A 19,295-nucleotide genomic window follows, 5' to 3' on the forward strand; every position below is an offset into this window, starting at 1 on the left:
TCCAAAGCTTAATATGAGAGGTATGATATGAACATTCTACTCTTCCAATGGCGTATGGACGGGTGGTTTTATGGCCGGAAAACGGGTAACAAAATCCGTCCGGCCCTGATCGCTATAAGCGGCAATCTGCCCCTGATGCAGTTCTATCATAGATTTGGCAATGGCAAGTCCCAGTCCTGTGCCCCCTGTATCACGAGAACGTGATTTATCTACCCGATAGAAACGTTCAAACAAATGTGGTAAGTCCTGAGCCGGGATCGATTCTCCGTAATTGCTGATACGTACCACAGCTTCTCCTTCTTCAAGAGCAAGGCCAATTTCCATTACTTTGCCCGTTGCACCATATCGAATCGCATTGCTGAACAAGTTTTCATAGGCTCTAACGAGTTCTCCCGGAGCAGCCTGAATCCATAGTGGCTCTTGGCCTCCAACGATCGTATAGGTCATGCCTGCTTCTTCAAGCATTGGAGCAAATTCTTCGGCGAGTTGCATCAGGAACGGGGTCAGATTCAGTGGTCTTAAAGACAACGGAAGGCTTCCGCCGCTGACCCGAGTATATTCAAACAAATCATCAATGAGCTTGCGCAACGTCAGGGATTTCTCGTAAGCGATACTGACGTAATAACGCATTTCTAATTCATCCTGATACCGATCCTTCTCGATATACTCCAAAAATCCAAGAATCGAGGTTAAGGGTGTCCTCAAATCATGCGAGATGCCTGTGATCAGATCATTTTTGGCTGCAACTGCACTCCGTTCTTCCTGAAGAGATCGCTGGAGTTGTTCCGCCATTTGATTGATGCTCGCCGCAACCACACCAAACTCATCGGAAGTCTTCACCGCAATCCGATGTGACAATTCTCCTTTGGCAACTTCCTGGATACCCGCCGTGATCTCATCCAGTACAACCATCACTTTGCGGGTGAAGAGAAAGAAAAACAGCACAAAACTGATGATTCCTACAGCAATCATCAGTGGAACAGAGCCAATATGATTCACTAGCCAGCGAACCACTTGCCCCGGAATCGTATAATTCGGATATTGCTGATTTTCCAGAATCGTCTCGCCCACTTTGCCTGCTCCATACAATATCACCGCAGTCAAAATGCCACTTAACAGAAATGCGTAAATAAACTTCCAGCGTACCGTATTAATCCATTTCGAATTCATGGTAGAAACTCCCTGCTTGTGACGTACAACCTAAATCGGTTTAATCATCTTATATCCGACACCCCATACGGTCTGAATGAACTTCGGATGTTTACTGTCATGCTCAATCTTCTCACGAAGTTTACGAATGTGCACCATAACCGTGTTGTTAGACTCCATGAATTCTTCTTTCCAGACTTGGCGGTAAATCTGTTCCATACTAAGTACCGATCCTTGATGCCTTGCGAGCAGTTCAAGCACTGCAAATTCCCGGGGTGTAAGATGCACAGGTTTGTCATCCAGCCACACTTCATGTGTGTCTGTATTAATAATCAGATCATCAATGATCCATTCATGCTCCTTGCTTTCCCTGCCCTCATTAAATGTATGGTACCTGCGAAGCTGGGATTTCGCTCTCGCCACAAGCTCAAGCGGATTGAACGGCTTGGTTAAATAATCATCAGCGCCGATGCTTAAACCCGTTATTTTATCGATATCCGTACTTTTTGCAGACAGCATTATAATTGGCATTTTCTGCTCTTCGCGAATTTTCATGCAGGCTTCGATTCCGTCCATATTGGGCATCATGACGTCCAGAATAATGAGATCAATGTCTTCCGTCTTAAGCACCTCTAGAGCCTGTATTCCGTCATTCGCAGTAAAAATCCGGTACCCTTCATTGCCAAAATAAATTTCCATCAGTTTAATAATATCCTGCTCATCATCGACAAGCAGTATGGATGCTGGTTGTGCCACGGCATTTTTCCTTTCTGCTTCACAAATGCTACATCGGTTAACCCAACTACTAATGCAATCTATCTGTTCACAGTATACCACCTTGGAATCATACTACGGAAATCATCATGATCATTCCGCACACGTTCAATCTTCATCATCATCTGCTCGGTCTCCTCTGGCTTCACGTTCTGAATCCAAACCACGGAAGATATCAGCGCCATGGCCATATACAGAGAGTACATCTTCCAGAAACCCTCATCCGGTTCATGCCCATCAAAATATCCATGTATCTGCCCAATCGAGTATGGAATGCTGATCTCTGTAGCAAATAACCCCAGCTTCAAAAACTCATGCACAGGGTCGCCCTGATCTGCCCGGTTAAAATCAATGACTCCAGCCAGTTCACCCTTGTTTACTATCAGATTAGCTGGATGAAAATCATCATGCTGAAAACCATCGGGACGGTCTTTCATCCATTCCAAATGTTCTTCAATAAAATTCAGAATATGCTGATCACTTTCCATCACAACAGGGCACGCGTTGTATCGATCCACGTACCGCCGATGCTTCTTACTTTTCCGTATGTACCAGGACTCGGCCTGCTTCTCTACAGCTAAATGATGAATGCGCTCTAACTCTGCACCTGCTTTCAGGCCGATGGAATACTGCTGCTGCTCACTCATCGAAGGCAATACCTCGGAAGCATCTTCACCCTCAAGATAACTCAAAATCATATATCCATTGTTCTCATCCAACCTTCCAACGCCAAGCGGTGTAGAGCATAGAACCCCCATCTCTCTCAAAGCTGCCAAAACATGAGTCTCTTGTCGCTTGTCATCCATATCACAACAAGGAAAGATTCGCAGCAACATATTTCTTTGATCAGGAACAACGACTTTGAACTTATGATCCAGGGAATATCCTCGGGATATACGTTCAACCTGTAGAGCATTTCGAAGTTCAGGAATCCTTGTCACAATCTCCAGCATGCCGCTCTCACTCGAAGATGAATTCTGGTTATCCATAAATTCTACCAACTTAACCCCTCCATTATTAGATGTAAGTCACAAGTCGGCTTATATCAAAGAATACCTGCATAAATTTATGTACTGTCCCTTGTATCCCGGTTAATGCTCTTCATACCTTTACCCAATATGTATTGATGATATGTATTCGTTTAGGCAAACATCGCCGTCTTGGGTTCTCTTCCCGTCAAGGTTAACATCGTATAGAGTTGTCCCCTGTGATGGTACATATGCCCCATCATTTCAAGTAACCATTCCAGACGGCTATAGGAAGCACCCCAATAGGATGTTGTTACATGAAGCAATTCTTCCGTCGTAAACTGCATGTAACGCTGGTAGAGGAAGTTTCGGTTCTCTATGAGAGAATCCTTGATCTGATTCACAGAACACACGCGGTTCTCTTGGTAAAATCGAGTCATTTCCTCTTCTGATGCACCTTCGGATATGTACAGATCTGCGCGACAGACTAACGCTAGATGCGAAAGTAACTCCCTTATAGAACGCTTGCCCTCAATCGGAGTCAGGTCCAAATCTTCTTCACTTAACTGATCGCAAATATCAACTAATGATGCAACCGCCGTATCAATATGTTTGAATGCAGACTGAATCAATATTATCACTTCCTTTTCATCCCATTATATAGAACATATGATCTCATTTCAACCTATGTACTTCCTTTAACTATTTAAACACGCTGGCGCCTCTGATTAACATATGCGCACAAAAAAAAGCCCCTCCTCCTCTTATAAACGGGGATTCAGGACATTTTGTTACAGCTATTGAATAAATATTCACCTAATTTATGGAATGGCAGTTGGCCTGGGTAATAAAAATGAACTAAAACTTAACTGGAATAAATCGAACAACATGTATGATCAAATTGCTCAGCCTCCAGGTCAGCACCTCGAATGAAGAACTGTAATTCACCGCAATCCAGCCACTGAAAACCGATTGCATCATTCGTATCTATTTTTAACAGCAGCAGTGTGTCGGATAATTCCTCCCACGTGCGCTCCTCATCCCCATCGTAATGCGCGGTCAGCTTCTTCACACATTCCTGCTCACTGCCGGTGTGTGCCTCACCCAGCTCAATATAACTCAACGCCCGGTGTTCTGCATCGGGATGCTGCCCATCGGGGTAACCAAACATGCCGCCCCAATTAAGCGGGCTTGGGTGATTCCAGTCTGATTCGAATTCCAGATAACGGTCTAGCCAACGGCCTCCGGGAGCTCCCTCTGGATTGGAAACTGCCTCTGAGGCTTTCCCCTGTTCATCCAACGCCGCAGCATCTATGTACGCATATGTAGGAAGCTCAAGGTTAGGCAAGACGGTAACCGAATGCGCTATCGTAGGTTCTCCCCCCAGAGCAGTGGCCCCGTCCGGTTCGCGTTTTACAAGATTATATGTAGATGGTTCATAGATCACTCGATGTTCAATCGGATAAGCTGCATCCACACTGCCAATAAAAAAGTACAACATGCCCCGCTCCGGCAACGTTCCGCGCCCGTCATTCGGTGTATACGGAGACAAATCCACCATATTCAGCTGGGCCAGAAAAGTCATTGGCACCCCGTCCTTCGTAAGCGGCCAGTCCAGATCATCCGGCAGATCAGGATGTCCGCCAACACGCGAATTTCCTGTTCTGCGATATTCATCCGTTGTGGACACATCCAGGCGAATACCCCAGCGCCCAGCATCCAGCACCAGATCGGCAACAGCACCGAGACCGTATTCTTCTTCGAGGGTTTTACGTGCTTTTCTAGTCAGACGTTCACATTGTTCCGGCTTAATCATATAGATCCTCCCTTTTTGACGTTACACCTATGCTGAGACTTATTCACGTTCACACCTGTATATTCTTCCGCCTTGTCTTTTTTCCCTGCTTTCTGTGTAAAAAAGAGGCTGACCTTCGTCAGCCCCTATCTTTTCATATACTTTTGTTATCGATTTGAATCAGAGGACTTCTGCTGATAAGCAATCATATGCTCCTCACCATCCAGAAATTCATGCGACTGGTGCGCAGCCATCACCCCATGATAACTGATGTCCAGACCAAGGTCTTCCTCTTCCTCGGTCGAACGGACAGGAACCACTTTGCCAATGAGCTTCAGTCCGAACCAGGTCATTGCGAATCCCCAGACGACCAGTGCAGTCAGACCCAGCACCTGAACACCAAGCAACTTCCAGCCGCCGCCCATGAACAAACCTCCGTCCGTGGCAAACAGACCTACAGCAACCGTCCCCCACATTCCCGAAACGGCATGAACCGGGAAAGCCCCTACCGGATCATCAATGCGCATGCGATCCAGCCAGTTCGTAGCAGCCATCATCAACAGACCGGAAACTGCGCCGATGAATATTGCTGCCAGATCACCTACAAATGCACAGCCTGCTGTGATGCCTACCAGTCCAGCAAGTGAACCGTTAATCACGGACGGTGCATCGGAACGATTAAAGCGGAACAAGGTATAGAGCAACGTAGCCGCACCACCCGCAGCTGCGGATAGCATCGTAACGATGGCGATGTGACCGATTCTGACATCTGTCGCACTCAATGTACTTCCCGCATTAAACCCAAACCAGCCAAACCATAACAGGAAAGCACCTACCGATGCCAGTGGCAGATTGCTTGGCAATGCAATCGCACTTACACCAAGTGGTGTGTATTTCCCTTTACGTGGCCCGATAATAATAGCTGCCGCCAATGCAGAGAAACCGCCCAGTGCGTGAATCACCGCTGAACCGGCGAAATCTTGCATACCCAGCTGACTGAGCCAGCCGCCACCCCAGGCCCAGTGTCCGCCAATCGGATAAATAATCGCCGTCATCAGGATGATATATAGTAGGTATGCACGGAAATTGATCCGTTCAGCTACGGCACCGGATACGATTGAAATGACCGCAATCGTGAATGCGGCTTGGAATAGCCAAAACGTCTCCAGGGATACCGGAACGTTCAGATGAGAGAGATCACCATTCAGGAAAAAACCTGTCACTCCTATAAACCCTCCAGCATCTGAACCATACATCAGGCCAAAACCAATCGCGTAAAACAATAATGTGCCAATCGTAATATCAGCAAATACTTTCATGATAATATTCACACTATTTTTATAACGTACAAACCCAGCCTCCAGCAGGGCAAATCCGCCCTCCATCAACAAAATCATCGCTGCGCTGAGAACAACCCAGACCGTGTCGATCCCGGAGCTTAACGTTTCCAAAGTCATGCCTGCACATCCTCCGTTTCACTAAGCTGTCTGATCTCGCGGATAATTTCAGGCGAAAGCTCAATCTCTTCCTGCCGATTATGATTAGCGCTCTGAATACGTTCCATAATCTGATCAAGATCACGGATGCGCCTGCGAATCTGCTCCATCTTGCGGAATCGTTCCTTCACCTGCACCATGTATTCCACCGCTTGATGATGAGAAGCCGGACGTCCCGCAAACCATTTGCGAACAGGAGACAGCGACTGATAAGCCACTTCCTCGGCTCGTCGTTTTTGTTCGAACTGTTCAATCTTCTGTTTGAGCGTTTCGATCTCATTTTCTTTTTTGACCTTCAACCGTTCGATAAGGTACAATAGATCGGACGATGATATTTGCAATGCTGTATGGTGATACACCTCGTCGATTACTAACATATCATGTCAGGACTCCTTACATATCAAGTTACTTGTTACCGATTATAGTTTGCCGGGGTGTGCCCGTCAATCTTTTTTTCGTTTTATGGAAGCCGTTGTATAAAATTCAGCATACCCAATTTAAGGGTATGTTTTTTATTTTTTCCTCAAGTTCACCTAACAAGGGGTAATATAGGTAAAGTTCGCATTTGCTCATTTTGTGTTTTATGCTTGTTAAACAAGGTCTTATATGTTCGGTTGGACATATAGAAATAGTAATGTTATTGTAATAAACCTAAAGAGAGGATGTTTATGATGTTTGAACGTAATGACGAAATACGTAACCAAATCTGGGAGGCTATCTCCGGGTTAGATGAAGATCAATTGAACCGGAAACCTTCCCCGAAACAGTGGAGCATTATGCAAGTGTTACGGCACTTGAATCTGATGGAAAATGTCATCACCAAGCAAGCTCGTCTTGCAGTGGAAAAAGAACAGAATGTGTCCATTGAGAAAAAGCCTTATGAAATGTCTCTGGACCGCAGCAGATCTGTCGAAGCCCCTCCTCATGTGCAACCACCAACTGAGCCTGAGAGACTTGCGGATATTCGTAGGGATCTTGCTGAGTCCCATCAAGCACTGGAACAGTTTGCACGCGAGCATGATGTTGCCCTGTTACGTAGTAAGTCGTTCCCTCACCCGGCGTTCGGTGAATTGGATCTGGCACAATGGATCGATTTTACAAGCTACCACGAGGAACGTCATCTGGTACAGATTCGAGAGATCAAGCAGCAACTGGGACTGTAAAATGGGTTCGTGGTTTGAAAATAAGCAAAAAACCTCCGCATTCCACTTATAGTGGGTACGGAGGTTTTTCTTTAATTAAATCTGCGCCTCTTTCAGGCGGTGATCTGCTCCAACTTTTTTGCCCAGAATCACAAGGTCCCGATCCACGCCATCCAGCACCGCCACTTCAGGATAGAATCCCCACTGTTCGAAGCCATGCTTGCGCAATAACCCCAGACTCGGCTCGTTATGCCCGAATACAAATCCTAGAATCGTCGTTACTCCCAGTTCAGGACAAGCCTCGAATACTGTATTCAGCAGCATTCCACCGGCCCCAATTCCACGGCACTGCTGATCGACGTATACACTGACTTCTACCGTCCCATTGTATGCTGGTCGCCCATAAAACGAACTCAAACTGGCCCATGCGACAACCTGCCCATCCCGTTTCATTACCCATAGAGGACGACGATCCGGTGTATGCTCATTAAACCATGGCAAACGCTGCTCTACCGTCACCGGCTCCAAATCCGCCGTTACCATGCGGCTCTCGATGGTTGAATTATAAATCTCCACAATTCTCGGCAAGTCTTCGAGACATGCATATTCGATCTGTACCTTTTCCAGTGCCATTCCCTATTCCTCCATTGACCTCTATAAGTTGAACTAAGAATTTACACAGTCCACTCCGATGACAGAATAACCTTTCAATCGCTGTTATCCCCAGATTTTTTTGATTCCCTTTTCCAAAGGGAAAAATCCGGTGATAAAGGCGCTAAGCTTATGCTTCCGATGTAGCTTTCTTACAGAAAGCTTTTAGCTTCACTTTTTCAGGTTTTTTCTGTCCTCTCCGTTAAAGTGTAAATAAAATTTTCACCTTATCCAGCTCTAATCTCATTCACAACCAAGTTCAAGGCTATAATTAATTATAGACGCTATTATAATGGAAAAAGGAAGCTGGCGTACAGCATGTAGAATATCCATACCTACACAACAAGCGTTAGCCAACAATAGTGCCATCTGACCGCTTACTCCGGCAGTCCCTGAACGGTATTCCCCCTTGTCAACTCCTGGCTCTGATCGGCCCAGCGAATATTGAGGGAACGTGACGTGAACAGGTCTGGACCATCGGATACCTGGAAGTGCAAGTGAGCTTCACTGGAGTTGCCCGAATTACCCAGATCCCCGATGCGATCCCCCTGTTTGACTTTATCCCCTTTTTTCACCGCTACACTGCCTTTTTTGATATGCCCCGTAATACTGTATTCTTTATTGCCATGATCAATAACCACATAATTACCCGCCGGTTCTTCCGGATTCATCACGCCGGGTACATTATCCTCAATATCGTTCTTGATCTCCACTACCGTACCATCCGCAGCAGCATAGAGCGGCTGACCAAACGCATAATAGTTGGCATTATCCTTGGCATCGCCCTGATAACTCGCCCCGTCTTTCGTCTGAACAATATCGAGTGCATAGCGCTGTGTTTCATGCTCGTAATGATAATTCTCCATAACACTATGACCTCCCCAGAAGACATACATCTCTCCTTTCATCGGGAACTGAAACCCAGTCTTGGTCGGCTTGTTATCTGTATCGGGATGTGGTTCCAGTGGAGTAATGCTTAATCCGGCAATCTGATGATCTTCTGTAAAATAGGCGAGGATCCCCTTGGTCCCTGAATCGTCTGTCCACGCATGTTCCGTCAAACCATTCATCTCAGAATCTACCACCTGCTTCCACGACTTCACTCCTTTCAAAAAGCTGTCAGCAGACGCCTTGAAATCTTCCAAGGAAACAGCTTGCTTCATGTCAGGAGTAAACTGATTATAAATGGCATCTTTGGAGCCCTTCGTCAATGTATCCATGAGATTATCCGGTGTTACCTGTTGAGCTGTCGAACCATCATTTTGTTCTTTGCTTGAAGTGTCACCGTTATCCTTTTGATCCTTCACCTGCTCTGTAGCTTGCTTCTCAGCCTGCTCAGCTTCATCGGAGGTAATTTTGTTACTTGTACAAGCAGAGAGTACAGCACATGCTGTCACAGTTAGAAGGAGTAGTTTCCATTTCCTATTCATCATTCAACACCCTTTCTGTTTATCTTTTCTTACTTATCTCAAATCTACATCACGAGTCTTATGGTTTGCCTAACCTTCACTTACATCTAGTTAAATTTATCGCCCTACCTAAGCTTTATAATTAAGCTTCTGTTAAGGCAACCTATCTTCCAATTGGTCTCAAGAATGTTATGATGGGCAATATACCAAGAAAGAGAGTTAAGAGGAGGTTAGCATTACATCATGGATCATGTCTCACTACTGCTTGTTGATGATGAACAAGCGATTTTACATATGCTCAAAACCGTACTGCTCAAAGAAAAGTTTCTCGATATTGATACGGTCACGACAGGTGAAGCAGCGCTCGAAGCATGCAACAACAAAACGTATCATTGTATCGTGCTTGATATTATGCTTCCAGGGAAAAGCGGCTTGGAAATCTGCCCTTTTCTAAGGCAGGTCACAGATGCCCCTATCCTGTTTCTAACCGCCAAAACAACGGACTATGACAAACTGACCGGATTTGCCGTTGGCGGTGATGATTATGTCGTCAAACCGTTTAACCCGCTGGAAGTCGTTGCAAGAATTAAATCGTTGCTTAATCGCTATTTGCCTTCCAAGACAGTCGTTTTGCAGCAACAACAAAGCATCCCATCACACGTAAATACGTCATCTCCTGACCTAACGCAAGGCATTTATGATTTTGGACGATTTCAAGTATTTGAACTGGCTGGGGAGCTTCGTGTTGAAGGACAGGCTGTAACCTGCCCAGCACTGGTGTTCCAGTTGCTTCTCTTCTTCTGCAAACATCCGAACCGAATCTTCACCAAGTCTGAACTGTATGAGCGGGTGTGGGGTTCAGAAGCCATTAGCGACGATAACACCGTTATGGTGCATATCCACCGCATTCGGGAACGCATTGAAAAAGATCCTTCCAATCCGGCTTTTCTTGTTAATGTGCGCGGTTTGGGGTACAAACTGATCCAGCCTAGCAACCTGTCACGGACATGAGTATTCGCCGTAAGTTATTAACTCGCTTCATCGGTATGCTCACTGGCACGGTCATTCTGATTATTTTGCTAGGATCACTGGCTACCATTTGGGTTTTGCAAAAAGTGAATGAAGTAAATATTGTAGATGACTTTGCAGTTAACGGACTGGATCAGCTCATTAATTCAGCGGAGATCATGCCGGACAATACCATACGCTATGATCCCGAACTATTGAAACAAGTCGATAAAAATCAGGGCTGGCTGCAGGTGCTCGATGAAAAAGGTTTTGTTATTGACGATTATCATGTTCCTTCCGATGTGCCTAATCACTACAAGCCTGGCGAATTGATCGCCTACTGGGAAGCTAATAAACCATTTCCCTACCAGCTATCCATGCTGATCCGGGAAAAGGAGGGGAAAAATTTTACGTTATTATACGGAGAGCGAAATGCGGCCAAATCTTTACTTGATGAAATCCGTCCAAAGCTGTCGTATGAGGGCGGCAAACTGACTGTGAAACCAGCGGAGCAAGAAACGATTCGCAAAGCAGATGGCTACATTCAGATCCTTAATCCCTATGGAAAGGAAATCGACTCTTACAACAAACCGGCCGTAGGCGTGCCGAGCCAATACAGTATTCAGGATCTCGTTCTCCAGGTTCGTTACCCGAATCGTTCAGGCATATCGGTCGCCACATGGTACGATAACCAAAACGAAACGACCTGGATGGTAAGTGTACGGATTGATTCAACTGTCGTTGAGAAACAGAATCCATACGCTTTTATTCTTGAACCGGCGCTGATCGTCTTGATCTTGTCCATCGTTGCGCTGCTGATTTTACTCGCTTTATGGTACGCTAATCGATTCGGTGCTCCGATGCTGCACATGCTTCAGTGGTTGCAACGTCTGGAGAAAGGACAGTATGAGGAACCAACCGGGGCAGCAGGTATTCCGCGGAGCCAACGCCGCAATGGAAAATGGAAACGTAAATACCAAGTGTATGGCGACGTACTCCACTCCATGCAAGCTTTGTCCCATACACTCAAGCAGGATGAGGAACTACGGAAACAAACCGATTCCCTTCGAGAGGAATGGATCGCTGGGATCACGCATGATCTCAAGACACCTCTTTCCTCCATTCAGGGATACGCGCATATGCTGGAAACGGACAAATACACCTGGACGGCTGAAGAAGTTCGAGAATTCGCAGGCATCATGATCGACAAATCCATGTATATGGACAGACTTGTGAATGACCTTGCGATGACCTATCGGCTACGGAGTGGAGGGTATCAACCCGAGGTTGAACGAACTGACGTAAATACGCTACTTCATGATCTCGTGCAGCGAGCCGAGCGCAACCCTGCGTACGGAGAAGGACGTATTGTTTTTCAATCTGCAGACGCGCCAGTCTATGGGCTAGTACACGTTCCTTCTTTTGAACGGATTGTAGATAATCTCACCGCTAATGCTCTGCTGCACAACCCACCCGAGTCTGTCCTCGTTGTTCGTGTTGAGACCGGTGAACGTGACGGTGAATTTACAATCGAGTTTGCCGATAATGGACGAGGCATGAGCCCCGAGACCGTGTGGAAGCTATTTGAACGATATTACCGTGGTACAGATACGGGAACAAGTGATGTTGGATCAGGACTCGGCATGGCTGTCACCAGAGGTTTAATCGAGGCAATGAAAGGCCGAATTGAAGTGTCATCCACACCTGGCGAAGGAACAACGATTCGGTTGATCTGGATGCAAAATGCAAAAGAAATGGGCTAGCCTGCATTTAAATATTCCACTTGACCTTTCCATTTTCAGTCTATATAATCGGTTCTCAAGTAACACCTGTTCCAATGGTTACATTAAATTCTACACACTACAGGATCAACAGATCTGAAATATCCCTGTGTTATTCAGCTCATTGCATCCTTCATATTTAGCGATGACCAGAGACATGATTTGCATTGCGTGCTGCCCAGAGAGAGAAGGGATTGGTGAAACCTTCTTCAGCGAACGAATCCAAGTTACCCCTCTGTAGCCGTGGTCTCGAACCTCCGACGATGTACAGTTCATGTCCAGATCATCTCAATAGATTATTCCAATCGATGATTTCGCAAGATAGTTGCTCGTACGGTCAGTAGAGTTCACCGCCTGATCCCCGTTAACGGATTCCAATGAGGGTTATGATGGTTCTGTTTGCGGCGGCTGGCCGAGAGCAGAATGCAACATAACCAAATTAGGGTGGAACCACGAGCCAAGCGCACTCGTCCCTTCTCCGGGACGGGTGTTTTTTGCGCTTCCAACACAAAAAATATGGGAGAGTGGTTCACATGAGTCAAGAAAAACATGAGTATGCAAGCGAGCATTTCTCCTTGGGTGATCAGCACGCAGAAGTGTCTGAGTCGTTGGCAGCCAAATCGTCGATTGAAAAGATTGAAGTCCATTTGCAAGGCGGTGCTGTACGTAGTTACAAAGCAGGCATCACTGTAGGCGAAGTTGCCTCTTCGATTAGCACAAGTCTTGGTAAACAGGCGATCGGTGGGTTCGTGAATGGCCAGAATGTCGATCTGAGCGAAAAACTGGAGCAGGACTGCGAACTCATCATTGTTACACTGGATAGCGAGGAAGGTCTGCACCGATATCGTCACAGCACAGCACATGTGCTGGCACAGGCATTGAAACGGTTATATGGCGCAGACCACGTGAAGCTGGGTATCGGTCCGGTCATTGAAGATGGATTTTACTATGATGTCGATCTGGAGCAGTCCCTCTCCATCAGTGACCTAGATGCCATCGAGCGGGAAATGAACAAGATTATTCAGGAAAATTGGCCCATCCGCCGCAAAGTGGTTAGTCGGGTGCAAGCCTTGGAGCGATTCGAAGCCATCCATGACCCTTACAAGCTGGAACTTATTCGTGATCTGCCAGAAGACGCTGAACTTTCGATTTATGAGCAGGGTGAGTTTTTCGACTTGTGCCGCGGGCCACATCTCCCATCCACTGGCCGAATCAAAGCGTTTAAACTGCTGAATGTCGCTGGTGCCTACTGGCGTGGAAATTCCGACAACAAAATGATGCAGCGTATCTATGGCACTGCTTTTCCGAACAAGGCCCAGTTGCAGGAACACCTTCACATGCTGGAAGAGGCGAAAAAGAGGGATCACCGCAAGCTTGGCAAAGAGCTGGAGCTATTTATGTTCTCTGAGGAGGCGCCTGGCATGCCCTTTTATCTACCCAAAGGCATGACTGTTCGTACAGAGCTGGAGCAATTTTCACGGGAGTTGCAGCTTCAGGAAGGATATCAGGAGGTTCGCACTCCGCTCATGATGAACAACCGCCTGTGGGAACAGTCGGGCCACTGGGAGCACTACAAGGATAACATGTACTTTGCGGACGTGGATGACGCTACATTTGCCTTAAAACCAATGAATTGCCCAGGACATATGCTGATTTTCAAAAACACACTGCATTCCTATCGCGAATTACCGATTCGCATGATGGAATTCGGTCAGGTTCACCGTCATGAATTCTCAGGAGCCCTGAATGGTATGATGCGGGTGCGGACGTTCTGTCAGGACGATGCCCATCTCTATGTGATGCCTGAACAGATTGAAGACGAGATTAATCGGGCCATCTCCCTGATTGGACGGATGTACGACATTTTTGGATTTGATTATAAAATCGAGCTCTCCACACGCCCCGAAGATTCCATGGGCTCGGAAGAATTGTGGGATCAGGCGGAACAGGCGTTACGCAATGTGTTAGACGTCCGCGGTGTGGAATATCGCATTAACGAAGGCGACGGCGCCTTTTACGGGCCGAAGATCGACTTTCACATACTTGATGCGCTGAAGCGAAGCTGGCAGTGCGGAACGATCCAGCTTGATTTTCAGATGCCGGAGAAATTCGATCTTACTTATATCGGTGAAGGTGGTCTGAGACACCGCCCAGTCGTGATTCATAGAGCAATCTATGGCTCGATTGACCGTTTTATCGGCATTTTGACTGAGCACTATGCAGGTGCGTTTCCACTCTGGCTGGCTCCTGTGCAGGTTAAGCTGATTCCCGTATCGGATCATTATACCGACTATGCACTTGAGGTGCAAAGTAAGCTACGGGCAGCGGGTATCCGTGTGGAAACTGATCTACGCAGCGAGAAGCTAGGCTATAAGATTCGGGAAGCCCAAATGGAAAAAGTCCCTTATTCGCTCGTACTTGGTGAACAAGAGAAAAATGCCTCATCCGCCTCTGTCCGGGCATACGGTCAGGGAGATCAAGGCATGCAACACATCGATGCTTTTGTCCAGATGATTCAGCACGCGGTGATGAATAAAATTGTGCTCGGACAGGTATAAGAGGTTATAACCTCTCGTCAGGTTGCAAACCAACCTGTTCTTCGCTCCACGTCCATAACTGCTCGGCAGCCGCATCATCCAAAGCATGCTCTTTCAAGCGCTGCTCTTTCTGCTGATAAAAGTATCGCCCAGTCACCCCGGTGACATCTGGACTTGTTGCCAAGTAGATTGCAGTCCGGGCCCCTTCCTCTGGTGTCAAGAAAAACGGCAACTTGGCTGCAAGTGCCATGATGCGGGTGCCAAATCCGGTGTTGCGATCCACTCCGATGCTGGTTCCTACCGCACCTGGATGTAAACAGTTCGCCGTAACGGAAGTTCCCGCGAGCTTACGAGCAAGCGCCCGTGTGAAAAATACGTTAGCCAGCTTGGATTGGGCGTAACTTTTGATCGGATTATAGCCTTTTCGCAAATGTGGATCATCAAAATGAATTTTACCGGCTTTGTACGCCCCAGAAGACACATTTACAATTCGACCCTGTTTAGACGCTTTCAGTGGTTCAATGAGAAGCAACGTGAGCAGGAAGTGACCCAGGTGATTAATGCCAATGCTCTGCTCGAAGCCATCTGACGTTTCTTTGCGCTTCACCATCACCACGCCCGCATTATTCACCAGTACGTCCAAGTGATCATAGCGCTCGCGGTACTGGCGTGCAAACTGACGGATGCTGTCCAGCGAACCGAGATCACACAGCATCAGCTCGATACTGGTCGATCCGGACTGACGCAAGGCTTGTTCAAGCGCCTCTTGTCCTCTCTTTTCGCTGCGGCAGGCCATAATGACGTGGTACCCTTGCTTGGCAAGTTCAATAGTGGTGGCCAGTCCCATCCCTGAGTTGGCTCCTGTAACGATGGCTGTCTGAATGGACATGAGGTGTCCTTCCCTTCTGAACCGGAGGTTCCGTGAATTATTTTATAATGAAAGCGCTAAGGCATTATGTTCCAGAATATGAGATAATGAAGCGATCACCTGATCAGCAACATTCATGAATAGATCGTGCTCCATTCACATCTCGGTACCCATGGGAGGACAAGTCGTATGCTAACCCAAGAGGATTTCAAACACGTCAAGAAACTCGCCAAGCTTGAGATTAAACTGCTGGAACAGGAATATCGCGATATTCTGAACCATGACGATTCCTCAATATATGAAGAATACGAATGGCTGAACGAAGAACAGTCAAACGAGCTTACCCGCAAACGCAAAAACCGGAGATACGCATCGTTAACTGTGGAGTTATGCTCTATTATGGAACAGATGTTATTACAGCTTTACAAACGTACGTATCAGAAAAAGTTTAATTCGACCCAGCTCATGAAAACTCCTGCTTACCGGGCACGCTCCAATATGGAGATGCTGGAGTCCGAACTGGGTAAGCAACATATTGCTTTGAAAACTGGCAAAGAGCCATGCAGCACAGCGCTTCATCAGGCATTCCAGACAAGAAACAGATTAATTCACGAGAACTTCTCGGTTGCAGCGATCGTGAAGGACGGCAGCAACGAGGAAGAAACGTTCGAAACGATTTTACATGCGGTGAAAAAATATAGGAAACATCTGAGCTATGAACCGAACGTTCAGAATAAGGAGTAAGTAAGTGATTAAGTGATTAATTACTTACTCGTTGCTTGATGCATCATGGGAAAATGTACAAGGTACAAGCTGAGTTCACTGTCCCTTATTAAAAACACAATCATATAAGGAGGTGTTCCGGACACATATCCGGATATTTTATGAGCCAACCTATACCATCCATCACAGTGCTAACACTCAACATTCCAACACCTTCGGGCAACAGCCCTATTCATCCTGTGCTTCTTCAAGACGAAGACGGGTACACTCTGGTTGACACGGGCATGATTGGCCAATTTGCCGAATTACAATCTACACTCGAAGAGTTGAACGTCCCTCTCTCCGACATTAAACGTGTGATTGTAACACATCAGGATATCGATCATATTGGTAATCTGGGTGCTCTGCTGGATGCTATTCCAGGACTTGAAGTTTGGGCTCATGCGGATGAAATTCCTTATTTGACAGGTGTAAAACCCCTGATCAAATTCACGCCGGAACGCCGCGCCATGTTGCCCGCTCCTGTGCTGGCTCTGGCCGATCAATTGTTGATGCAACTGCCTGAGATCAACATCAGCAGAACACTTGCGGACGGGGACATCCTTCCACTCCAAGGCGGAACACAGGTCATTCATACACCGGGACATACGCCAGGCCACCTGTGTTTTTATTTTAGCGAGCAACAGTTCCTGCTTGCTGCCGATGAACTGCGAGTCGTCGACGATGAACTGGTCGGCCCAGCGCCGCCAGCAACGCCGGACATGCCTGAAGCACTGCGCAGTCTGAAGAAGCTGACGAGCCTGAACGTAGATAAAGTTCTCTGCTACCATGGCGGAGAATATACAAAAGAGCCTGCAAAGCGCATCGCCGAACTGGCTGAGAATTCGGAAGCTTAGGTGTCATGCTACATTTCGTCACCGCCGTACAGTGTTAACGTTTAAGCATTATAATTTGTGGGTACGGCACACTGTGTAGCATTTGAGTAACGTAAAACCTTCTCACAGTGTACATTGGTACACTGACTTTTTAAGTTGGTTTGTGCGTTCTCTCATATCTAAATGCCATAACTAGATTCCCTGTAATTCAAAAGCTGTCCTTCGTCTGTATACTGGCGGGGACAGCTTTTTTGAATTTTATCGCGATGGATGCGTTTGTAAACTAACACAGGAGAGCTATATCGAGTGTTCGAAACCCTCTATCTACCTTTAGATGAGTATTTACCTTCTGCCTATTCAATGCCCCGCAGTCGGCCAAAATTCTAACGATCACCAGAAGCCTTAGTAGGCCTGATTCGCCACGTTTTATTTTCTAACGATCACCAGAGAGCTTATTTACTCCAATTCGTAACGATTTCGCCCCATTATGCGCATTTTCAGCAAAATAGCGTCTGTGGGGATCGTTAAAATTCTCAAACCCTCAAAAATCGCGAAATAAGCTCGCCTGTGATCGTTAGAATAAAAGTCGGAGCCAGTACCCATACACCCGGCGTTCTGCAGTCTGCAAAACCCTAGCCTTTTCCGTCCCCCCTGTGGCGCCTAACTCCTTACCCTTTACTCCATTACTGCTTACTCCTTACTCCTTACTCCTAACTCCCAATTTGGCACGTTCCCTCATTTACTCTGTAATCCACTTTACCTGCACTCTCATTTCCCGATCTACAGATCACCGAATTCCAACCAATCCAGCTAAATAACTGCTACCCTTCGGGTGTAAGCACGATCAACTTATCATCACCTTCACGCGGTGTGCCTCGGCCATCGCGATTGTTCGTCAGCACATATAGCTTACCGTCTTCACCGGCGGTGACATTACGTATACGGCCCCATTCATCTTCGAAAAAAGGGACCACCTGCTCGACCTTCGTACCGTCTTCGGACAATACAACCCGCAGTAGCTGCTCCCCTCGCAGATTCGCAGCCACTAATGAACCCGCCCACGGGCCTTCCGCAATGAAGGCTACACCCGAAGGCGCCCAGGTATCATTCCCGCTATGCGCCAGCGGAGCCTGATAAGTTCCGTTATCATCGTCGTCGCCCTCTACTTCGGGCCAGCCATAGTTCTCCCCGGCAACAATCCGGTTAATCTCGTCATGATTGCGCTGACCGTGTTCGGTCGCATAGAGATATCCGTTATCCGGATTCCATGCCAGCCCTTGAGCGTTACGATGCCCCATACTGTATACAGGGGAATTCGGCCAAGGGTTATCTGACGGGATCGACCCATCGAGACCGATGCGCAGTATTTTTCCACCAAGGCTATCCCGGTGCTGTGCCAGTTCCGGTTCATAACGCTCGCCTGTAGTGATATACAGCAGCTGATCCGGGCCGATCTTGATTCTTCCGCCGTTGTGATTCACCCCACCTGGAATGCCCGTCAATAACTCCTTATCGATGGCCGCTTTTCCATCCGTCACCTTCAGGCGTAGCACGCGATTGGCAATATCCTCTCCCTCCAAGTACGAGTGATACACATACAGATAACCATTACTCTCAAAGTCCGGATCTGCCTCCAGCCCAAGCAGTCCACCTTCGCCTTCTTCGTTAAAAGGTGCTTCGAATTCAATCAGCGGCTCAGACTCCAGTTTTCCATTCGTAATAACTCGGATCACGCCCGGGCGCTCGGTCACAAACATTCGTCCATCTGTAACGGTCACCATCTCCCAAGGTGCGTTCAATCCCTCGACCAGAACGGAAGCCTGATAGGGAACGACTGTATTCCCTTGCTCATCCCGCTCTCCAGTAACTGTTTCAGTATTGCCTTCGGTTGCCGTCTGTCCTTGACCAGTACCCTCTCCTAGGGACAATGGTTGCGAATCTGACGTCGGGGTGCCTGGAGCACAAGAAGCGGTTAACAGAGCCATACTAAGCAATGAGGCATACAGCGGTACAGTTAATCGATTGTTCATGACGAATTAAACTCCCCTTTCAGCTTCATTGAATTGAGTATAAAAAGTGGATCAGCTTCTCTCCCTTATTTTCGTATGTTGCCTGAAGT

The 19,295-nt window shown here is 47.1% G+C and carries 17 protein-coding genes; 6 read left to right on the forward strand and 11 right to left on the reverse strand.

Annotation, left to right across the window (positions count from 1 at the left end; genetic code table 11):
• Nucleotides 1-36: 36 nt before the first annotated feature.
• From BLQ13_RS08100 to BLQ13_RS08130, 7 genes are all read right to left on the reverse strand, one after another.
• Nucleotides 37-1,170: a sensor histidine kinase gene (locus BLQ13_RS08100; protein WP_090917963.1), complete on the reverse strand. Its 1,134-nt coding sequence runs from the start codon at nt 1,168-1,170 to the stop codon at nt 37-39.
• Between the two features lie 30 nt (nt 1,171-1,200).
• On the reverse strand, nt 1,201-1,905 hold the full coding sequence (locus BLQ13_RS08105; RefSeq protein ID WP_090917965.1) for a response regulator transcription factor: 705 nt from the start codon (nt 1,903-1,905) through the stop codon (nt 1,201-1,203).
• 59 nt (nt 1,906-1,964) lie between these two features.
• Nucleotides 1,965-2,924 carry an aminoglycoside phosphotransferase family protein gene (locus BLQ13_RS08110; RefSeq protein WP_090917967.1) on the reverse strand — a complete coding sequence of 320 codons (960 nt, stop codon included), beginning with the start codon at nt 2,922-2,924 and terminating at the stop codon, nt 1,965-1,967.
• 140 nt (nt 2,925-3,064) lie between these two features.
• The gene (locus tag BLQ13_RS08115) at nt 3,065-3,532 is read right to left on the reverse strand and encodes a DinB family protein (protein WP_244159254.1); all 468 of its coding nucleotides are present in this window, start codon (nt 3,530-3,532) and stop codon (nt 3,065-3,067) included.
• Nucleotides 3,533-3,756: 224 nt separating this feature from the next.
• Nucleotides 3,757-4,707, reverse strand: coding sequence for a DUF1963 domain-containing protein (locus tag BLQ13_RS08120; RefSeq protein WP_090917971.1), 951 nt, complete (start codon nt 4,705-4,707; stop codon nt 3,757-3,759).
• A gap of 146 nt (nt 4,708-4,853) precedes the next feature.
• A complete protein-coding gene (locus BLQ13_RS08125; protein WP_090917973.1) occupies nt 4,854-6,143 on the reverse strand; it encodes an ammonium transporter in 1,290 nt (429 codons plus the stop codon).
• On the reverse strand, nt 6,140-6,559 hold the full coding sequence (locus tag BLQ13_RS08130; protein WP_090917976.1) for a hypothetical protein: 420 nt from the start codon (nt 6,557-6,559) through the stop codon (nt 6,140-6,142). Before BLQ13_RS08130 ends, BLQ13_RS08125 begins: the two co-directional genes overlap by 4 nt.
• A 291-nt stretch (nt 6,560-6,850) precedes the next feature.
• On the opposite strand from BLQ13_RS08130, the gene BLQ13_RS08135 reads away from it, so the two are divergent.
• A complete protein-coding gene (locus BLQ13_RS08135; protein WP_167375678.1) occupies nt 6,851-7,345 on the forward strand; it encodes a DinB family protein in 495 nt (164 codons plus the stop codon).
• A 75-nt stretch (nt 7,346-7,420) separates the two neighbouring features.
• Here BLQ13_RS08135 and BLQ13_RS08140 read toward each other — a convergent pair whose 3' ends face one another.
• Together BLQ13_RS08140 and BLQ13_RS08145 are read right to left on the reverse strand one after the other, a co-directional pair.
• Nucleotides 7,421-7,957, reverse strand: coding sequence for a GNAT family N-acetyltransferase (locus BLQ13_RS08140; protein WP_090917980.1), 537 nt, complete (start codon nt 7,955-7,957; stop codon nt 7,421-7,423).
• Nucleotides 7,958-8,352: 395 nt separating this feature from the next.
• Nucleotides 8,353-9,405 (reverse strand): M23 family metallopeptidase, encoded by a 1,053-nt coding sequence (locus tag BLQ13_RS08145; RefSeq protein WP_167375679.1) that lies wholly within the window; start codon nt 9,403-9,405, stop codon nt 8,353-8,355.
• 222 nt (nt 9,406-9,627) lie between these two features.
• On the opposite strand from BLQ13_RS08145, the gene BLQ13_RS08150 reads away from it, so the two are divergent.
• The 3 genes from BLQ13_RS08150 to thrS all read left to right on the forward strand — a co-directional run bounded on the left by BLQ13_RS08150 (nt 9,628) and on the right by thrS (nt 14,731).
• Nucleotides 9,628-10,395, forward strand: a complete 768-nt coding sequence (locus BLQ13_RS08150; protein ID WP_090917984.1) for a response regulator transcription factor — start codon at nt 9,628-9,630, stop codon at nt 10,393-10,395.
• Nucleotides 10,392-12,155: a sensor histidine kinase gene (locus BLQ13_RS08155; RefSeq protein WP_090917986.1), complete on the forward strand. Its 1,764-nt coding sequence runs from the start codon at nt 10,392-10,394 to the stop codon at nt 12,153-12,155. Before BLQ13_RS08150 ends, BLQ13_RS08155 begins: the two co-directional genes overlap by 4 nt.
• 551 nt (nt 12,156-12,706) lie before the next feature.
• On the forward strand, nt 12,707-14,731 hold the full coding sequence (gene thrS, locus BLQ13_RS08160) for a threonine--tRNA ligase (RefSeq protein WP_090917988.1): 2,025 nt from the start codon (nt 12,707-12,709) through the stop codon (nt 14,729-14,731).
• A gap of 4 nt (nt 14,732-14,735) precedes the next feature.
• Here thrS and BLQ13_RS08165 read toward each other — a convergent pair whose 3' ends face one another.
• On the reverse strand, nt 14,736-15,599 hold the full coding sequence (locus tag BLQ13_RS08165; RefSeq protein WP_090917990.1) for an SDR family oxidoreductase: 864 nt from the start codon (nt 15,597-15,599) through the stop codon (nt 14,736-14,738).
• A 168-nt stretch (nt 15,600-15,767) separates the two neighbouring features.
• Between BLQ13_RS08165 and BLQ13_RS08170 the strand changes: the two genes are divergently transcribed.
• Both BLQ13_RS08170 and BLQ13_RS08175 read left to right on the forward strand, forming a co-directional pair.
• Nucleotides 15,768-16,322, forward strand: a complete 555-nt coding sequence (locus BLQ13_RS08170) for a hypothetical protein (protein WP_090917992.1) — start codon at nt 15,768-15,770, stop codon at nt 16,320-16,322.
• 140 nt (nt 16,323-16,462) lie between these two features.
• The gene (locus BLQ13_RS08175; protein ID WP_090917994.1) at nt 16,463-17,197 is read left to right on the forward strand and encodes an MBL fold metallo-hydrolase; all 735 of its coding nucleotides are present in this window, start codon (nt 16,463-16,465) and stop codon (nt 17,195-17,197) included.
• A gap of 800 nt (nt 17,198-17,997) precedes the next feature.
• On the opposite strand, the gene BLQ13_RS08180 is transcribed toward BLQ13_RS08175, so the two are convergent.
• The gene (locus tag BLQ13_RS08180; RefSeq protein ID WP_090917996.1) at nt 17,998-19,206 is read right to left on the reverse strand and encodes a PQQ-dependent sugar dehydrogenase; all 1,209 of its coding nucleotides are present in this window, start codon (nt 19,204-19,206) and stop codon (nt 17,998-18,000) included.
• Nucleotides 19,207-19,295 lie beyond the last annotated feature (89 nt).

The organism is Paenibacillus polysaccharolyticus, assembly GCF_900102085.1.
GTDB lineage: Bacteria > Bacillota > Bacilli > Paenibacillales > Paenibacillaceae > Paenibacillus > Paenibacillus polysaccharolyticus.

Bases quoted from the DNA above. Each gene is read 5' to 3' on its own strand.
- BLQ13_RS08100 (WP_090917963.1), bottom strand. From the start codon at position 1,170: ATGAATTCGAAATGGATTAATACGGTACGCTGGAAGTTTATTTACGCA.
- BLQ13_RS08120 (WP_090917971.1), bottom strand. From the start codon at position 4,707: ATGATTAAGCCGGAACAATGTGAACGTCTGACTAGAAAAGCACGTAAA.
- BLQ13_RS08125 (WP_090917973.1), bottom strand. From the start codon at position 6,143: ATGACTTTGGAAACGTTAAGCTCCGGGATCGACACGGTCTGGGTTGTT.
- BLQ13_RS08130 (WP_090917976.1), bottom strand. From the start codon at position 6,559: ATGTTAGTAATCGACGAGGTGTATCACCATACAGCATTGCAAATATCA.
- BLQ13_RS08135 (WP_167375678.1), top strand. From the start codon at position 6,851: ATGATGTTTGAACGTAATGACGAAATACGTAACCAAATCTGGGAGGCT.
- BLQ13_RS08140 (WP_090917980.1), bottom strand. From the start codon at position 7,957: ATGGCACTGGAAAAGGTACAGATCGAATATGCATGTCTCGAAGACTTG.
- BLQ13_RS08145 (WP_167375679.1), bottom strand. From the start codon at position 9,405: ATGAATAGGAAATGGAAACTACTCCTTCTAACTGTGACAGCATGTGCT.
- BLQ13_RS08150 (WP_090917984.1), top strand. From the start codon at position 9,628: ATGGATCATGTCTCACTACTGCTTGTTGATGATGAACAAGCGATTTTA.
- BLQ13_RS08155 (WP_090917986.1), top strand. From the start codon at position 10,392: ATGAGTATTCGCCGTAAGTTATTAACTCGCTTCATCGGTATGCTCACT.
- thrS (WP_090917988.1), top strand. From the start codon at position 12,707: ATGAGTCAAGAAAAACATGAGTATGCAAGCGAGCATTTCTCCTTGGGT.
- BLQ13_RS08165 (WP_090917990.1), bottom strand. From the start codon at position 15,599: ATGTCCATTCAGACAGCCATCGTTACAGGAGCCAACTCAGGGATGGGA.
- BLQ13_RS08170 (WP_090917992.1), top strand. From the start codon at position 15,768: ATGCTAACCCAAGAGGATTTCAAACACGTCAAGAAACTCGCCAAGCTT.
- BLQ13_RS08175 (WP_090917994.1), top strand. From the start codon at position 16,463: ATGAGCCAACCTATACCATCCATCACAGTGCTAACACTCAACATTCCA.
- BLQ13_RS08180 (WP_090917996.1), bottom strand. From the start codon at position 19,206: ATGAACAATCGATTAACTGTACCGCTGTATGCCTCATTGCTTAGTATG.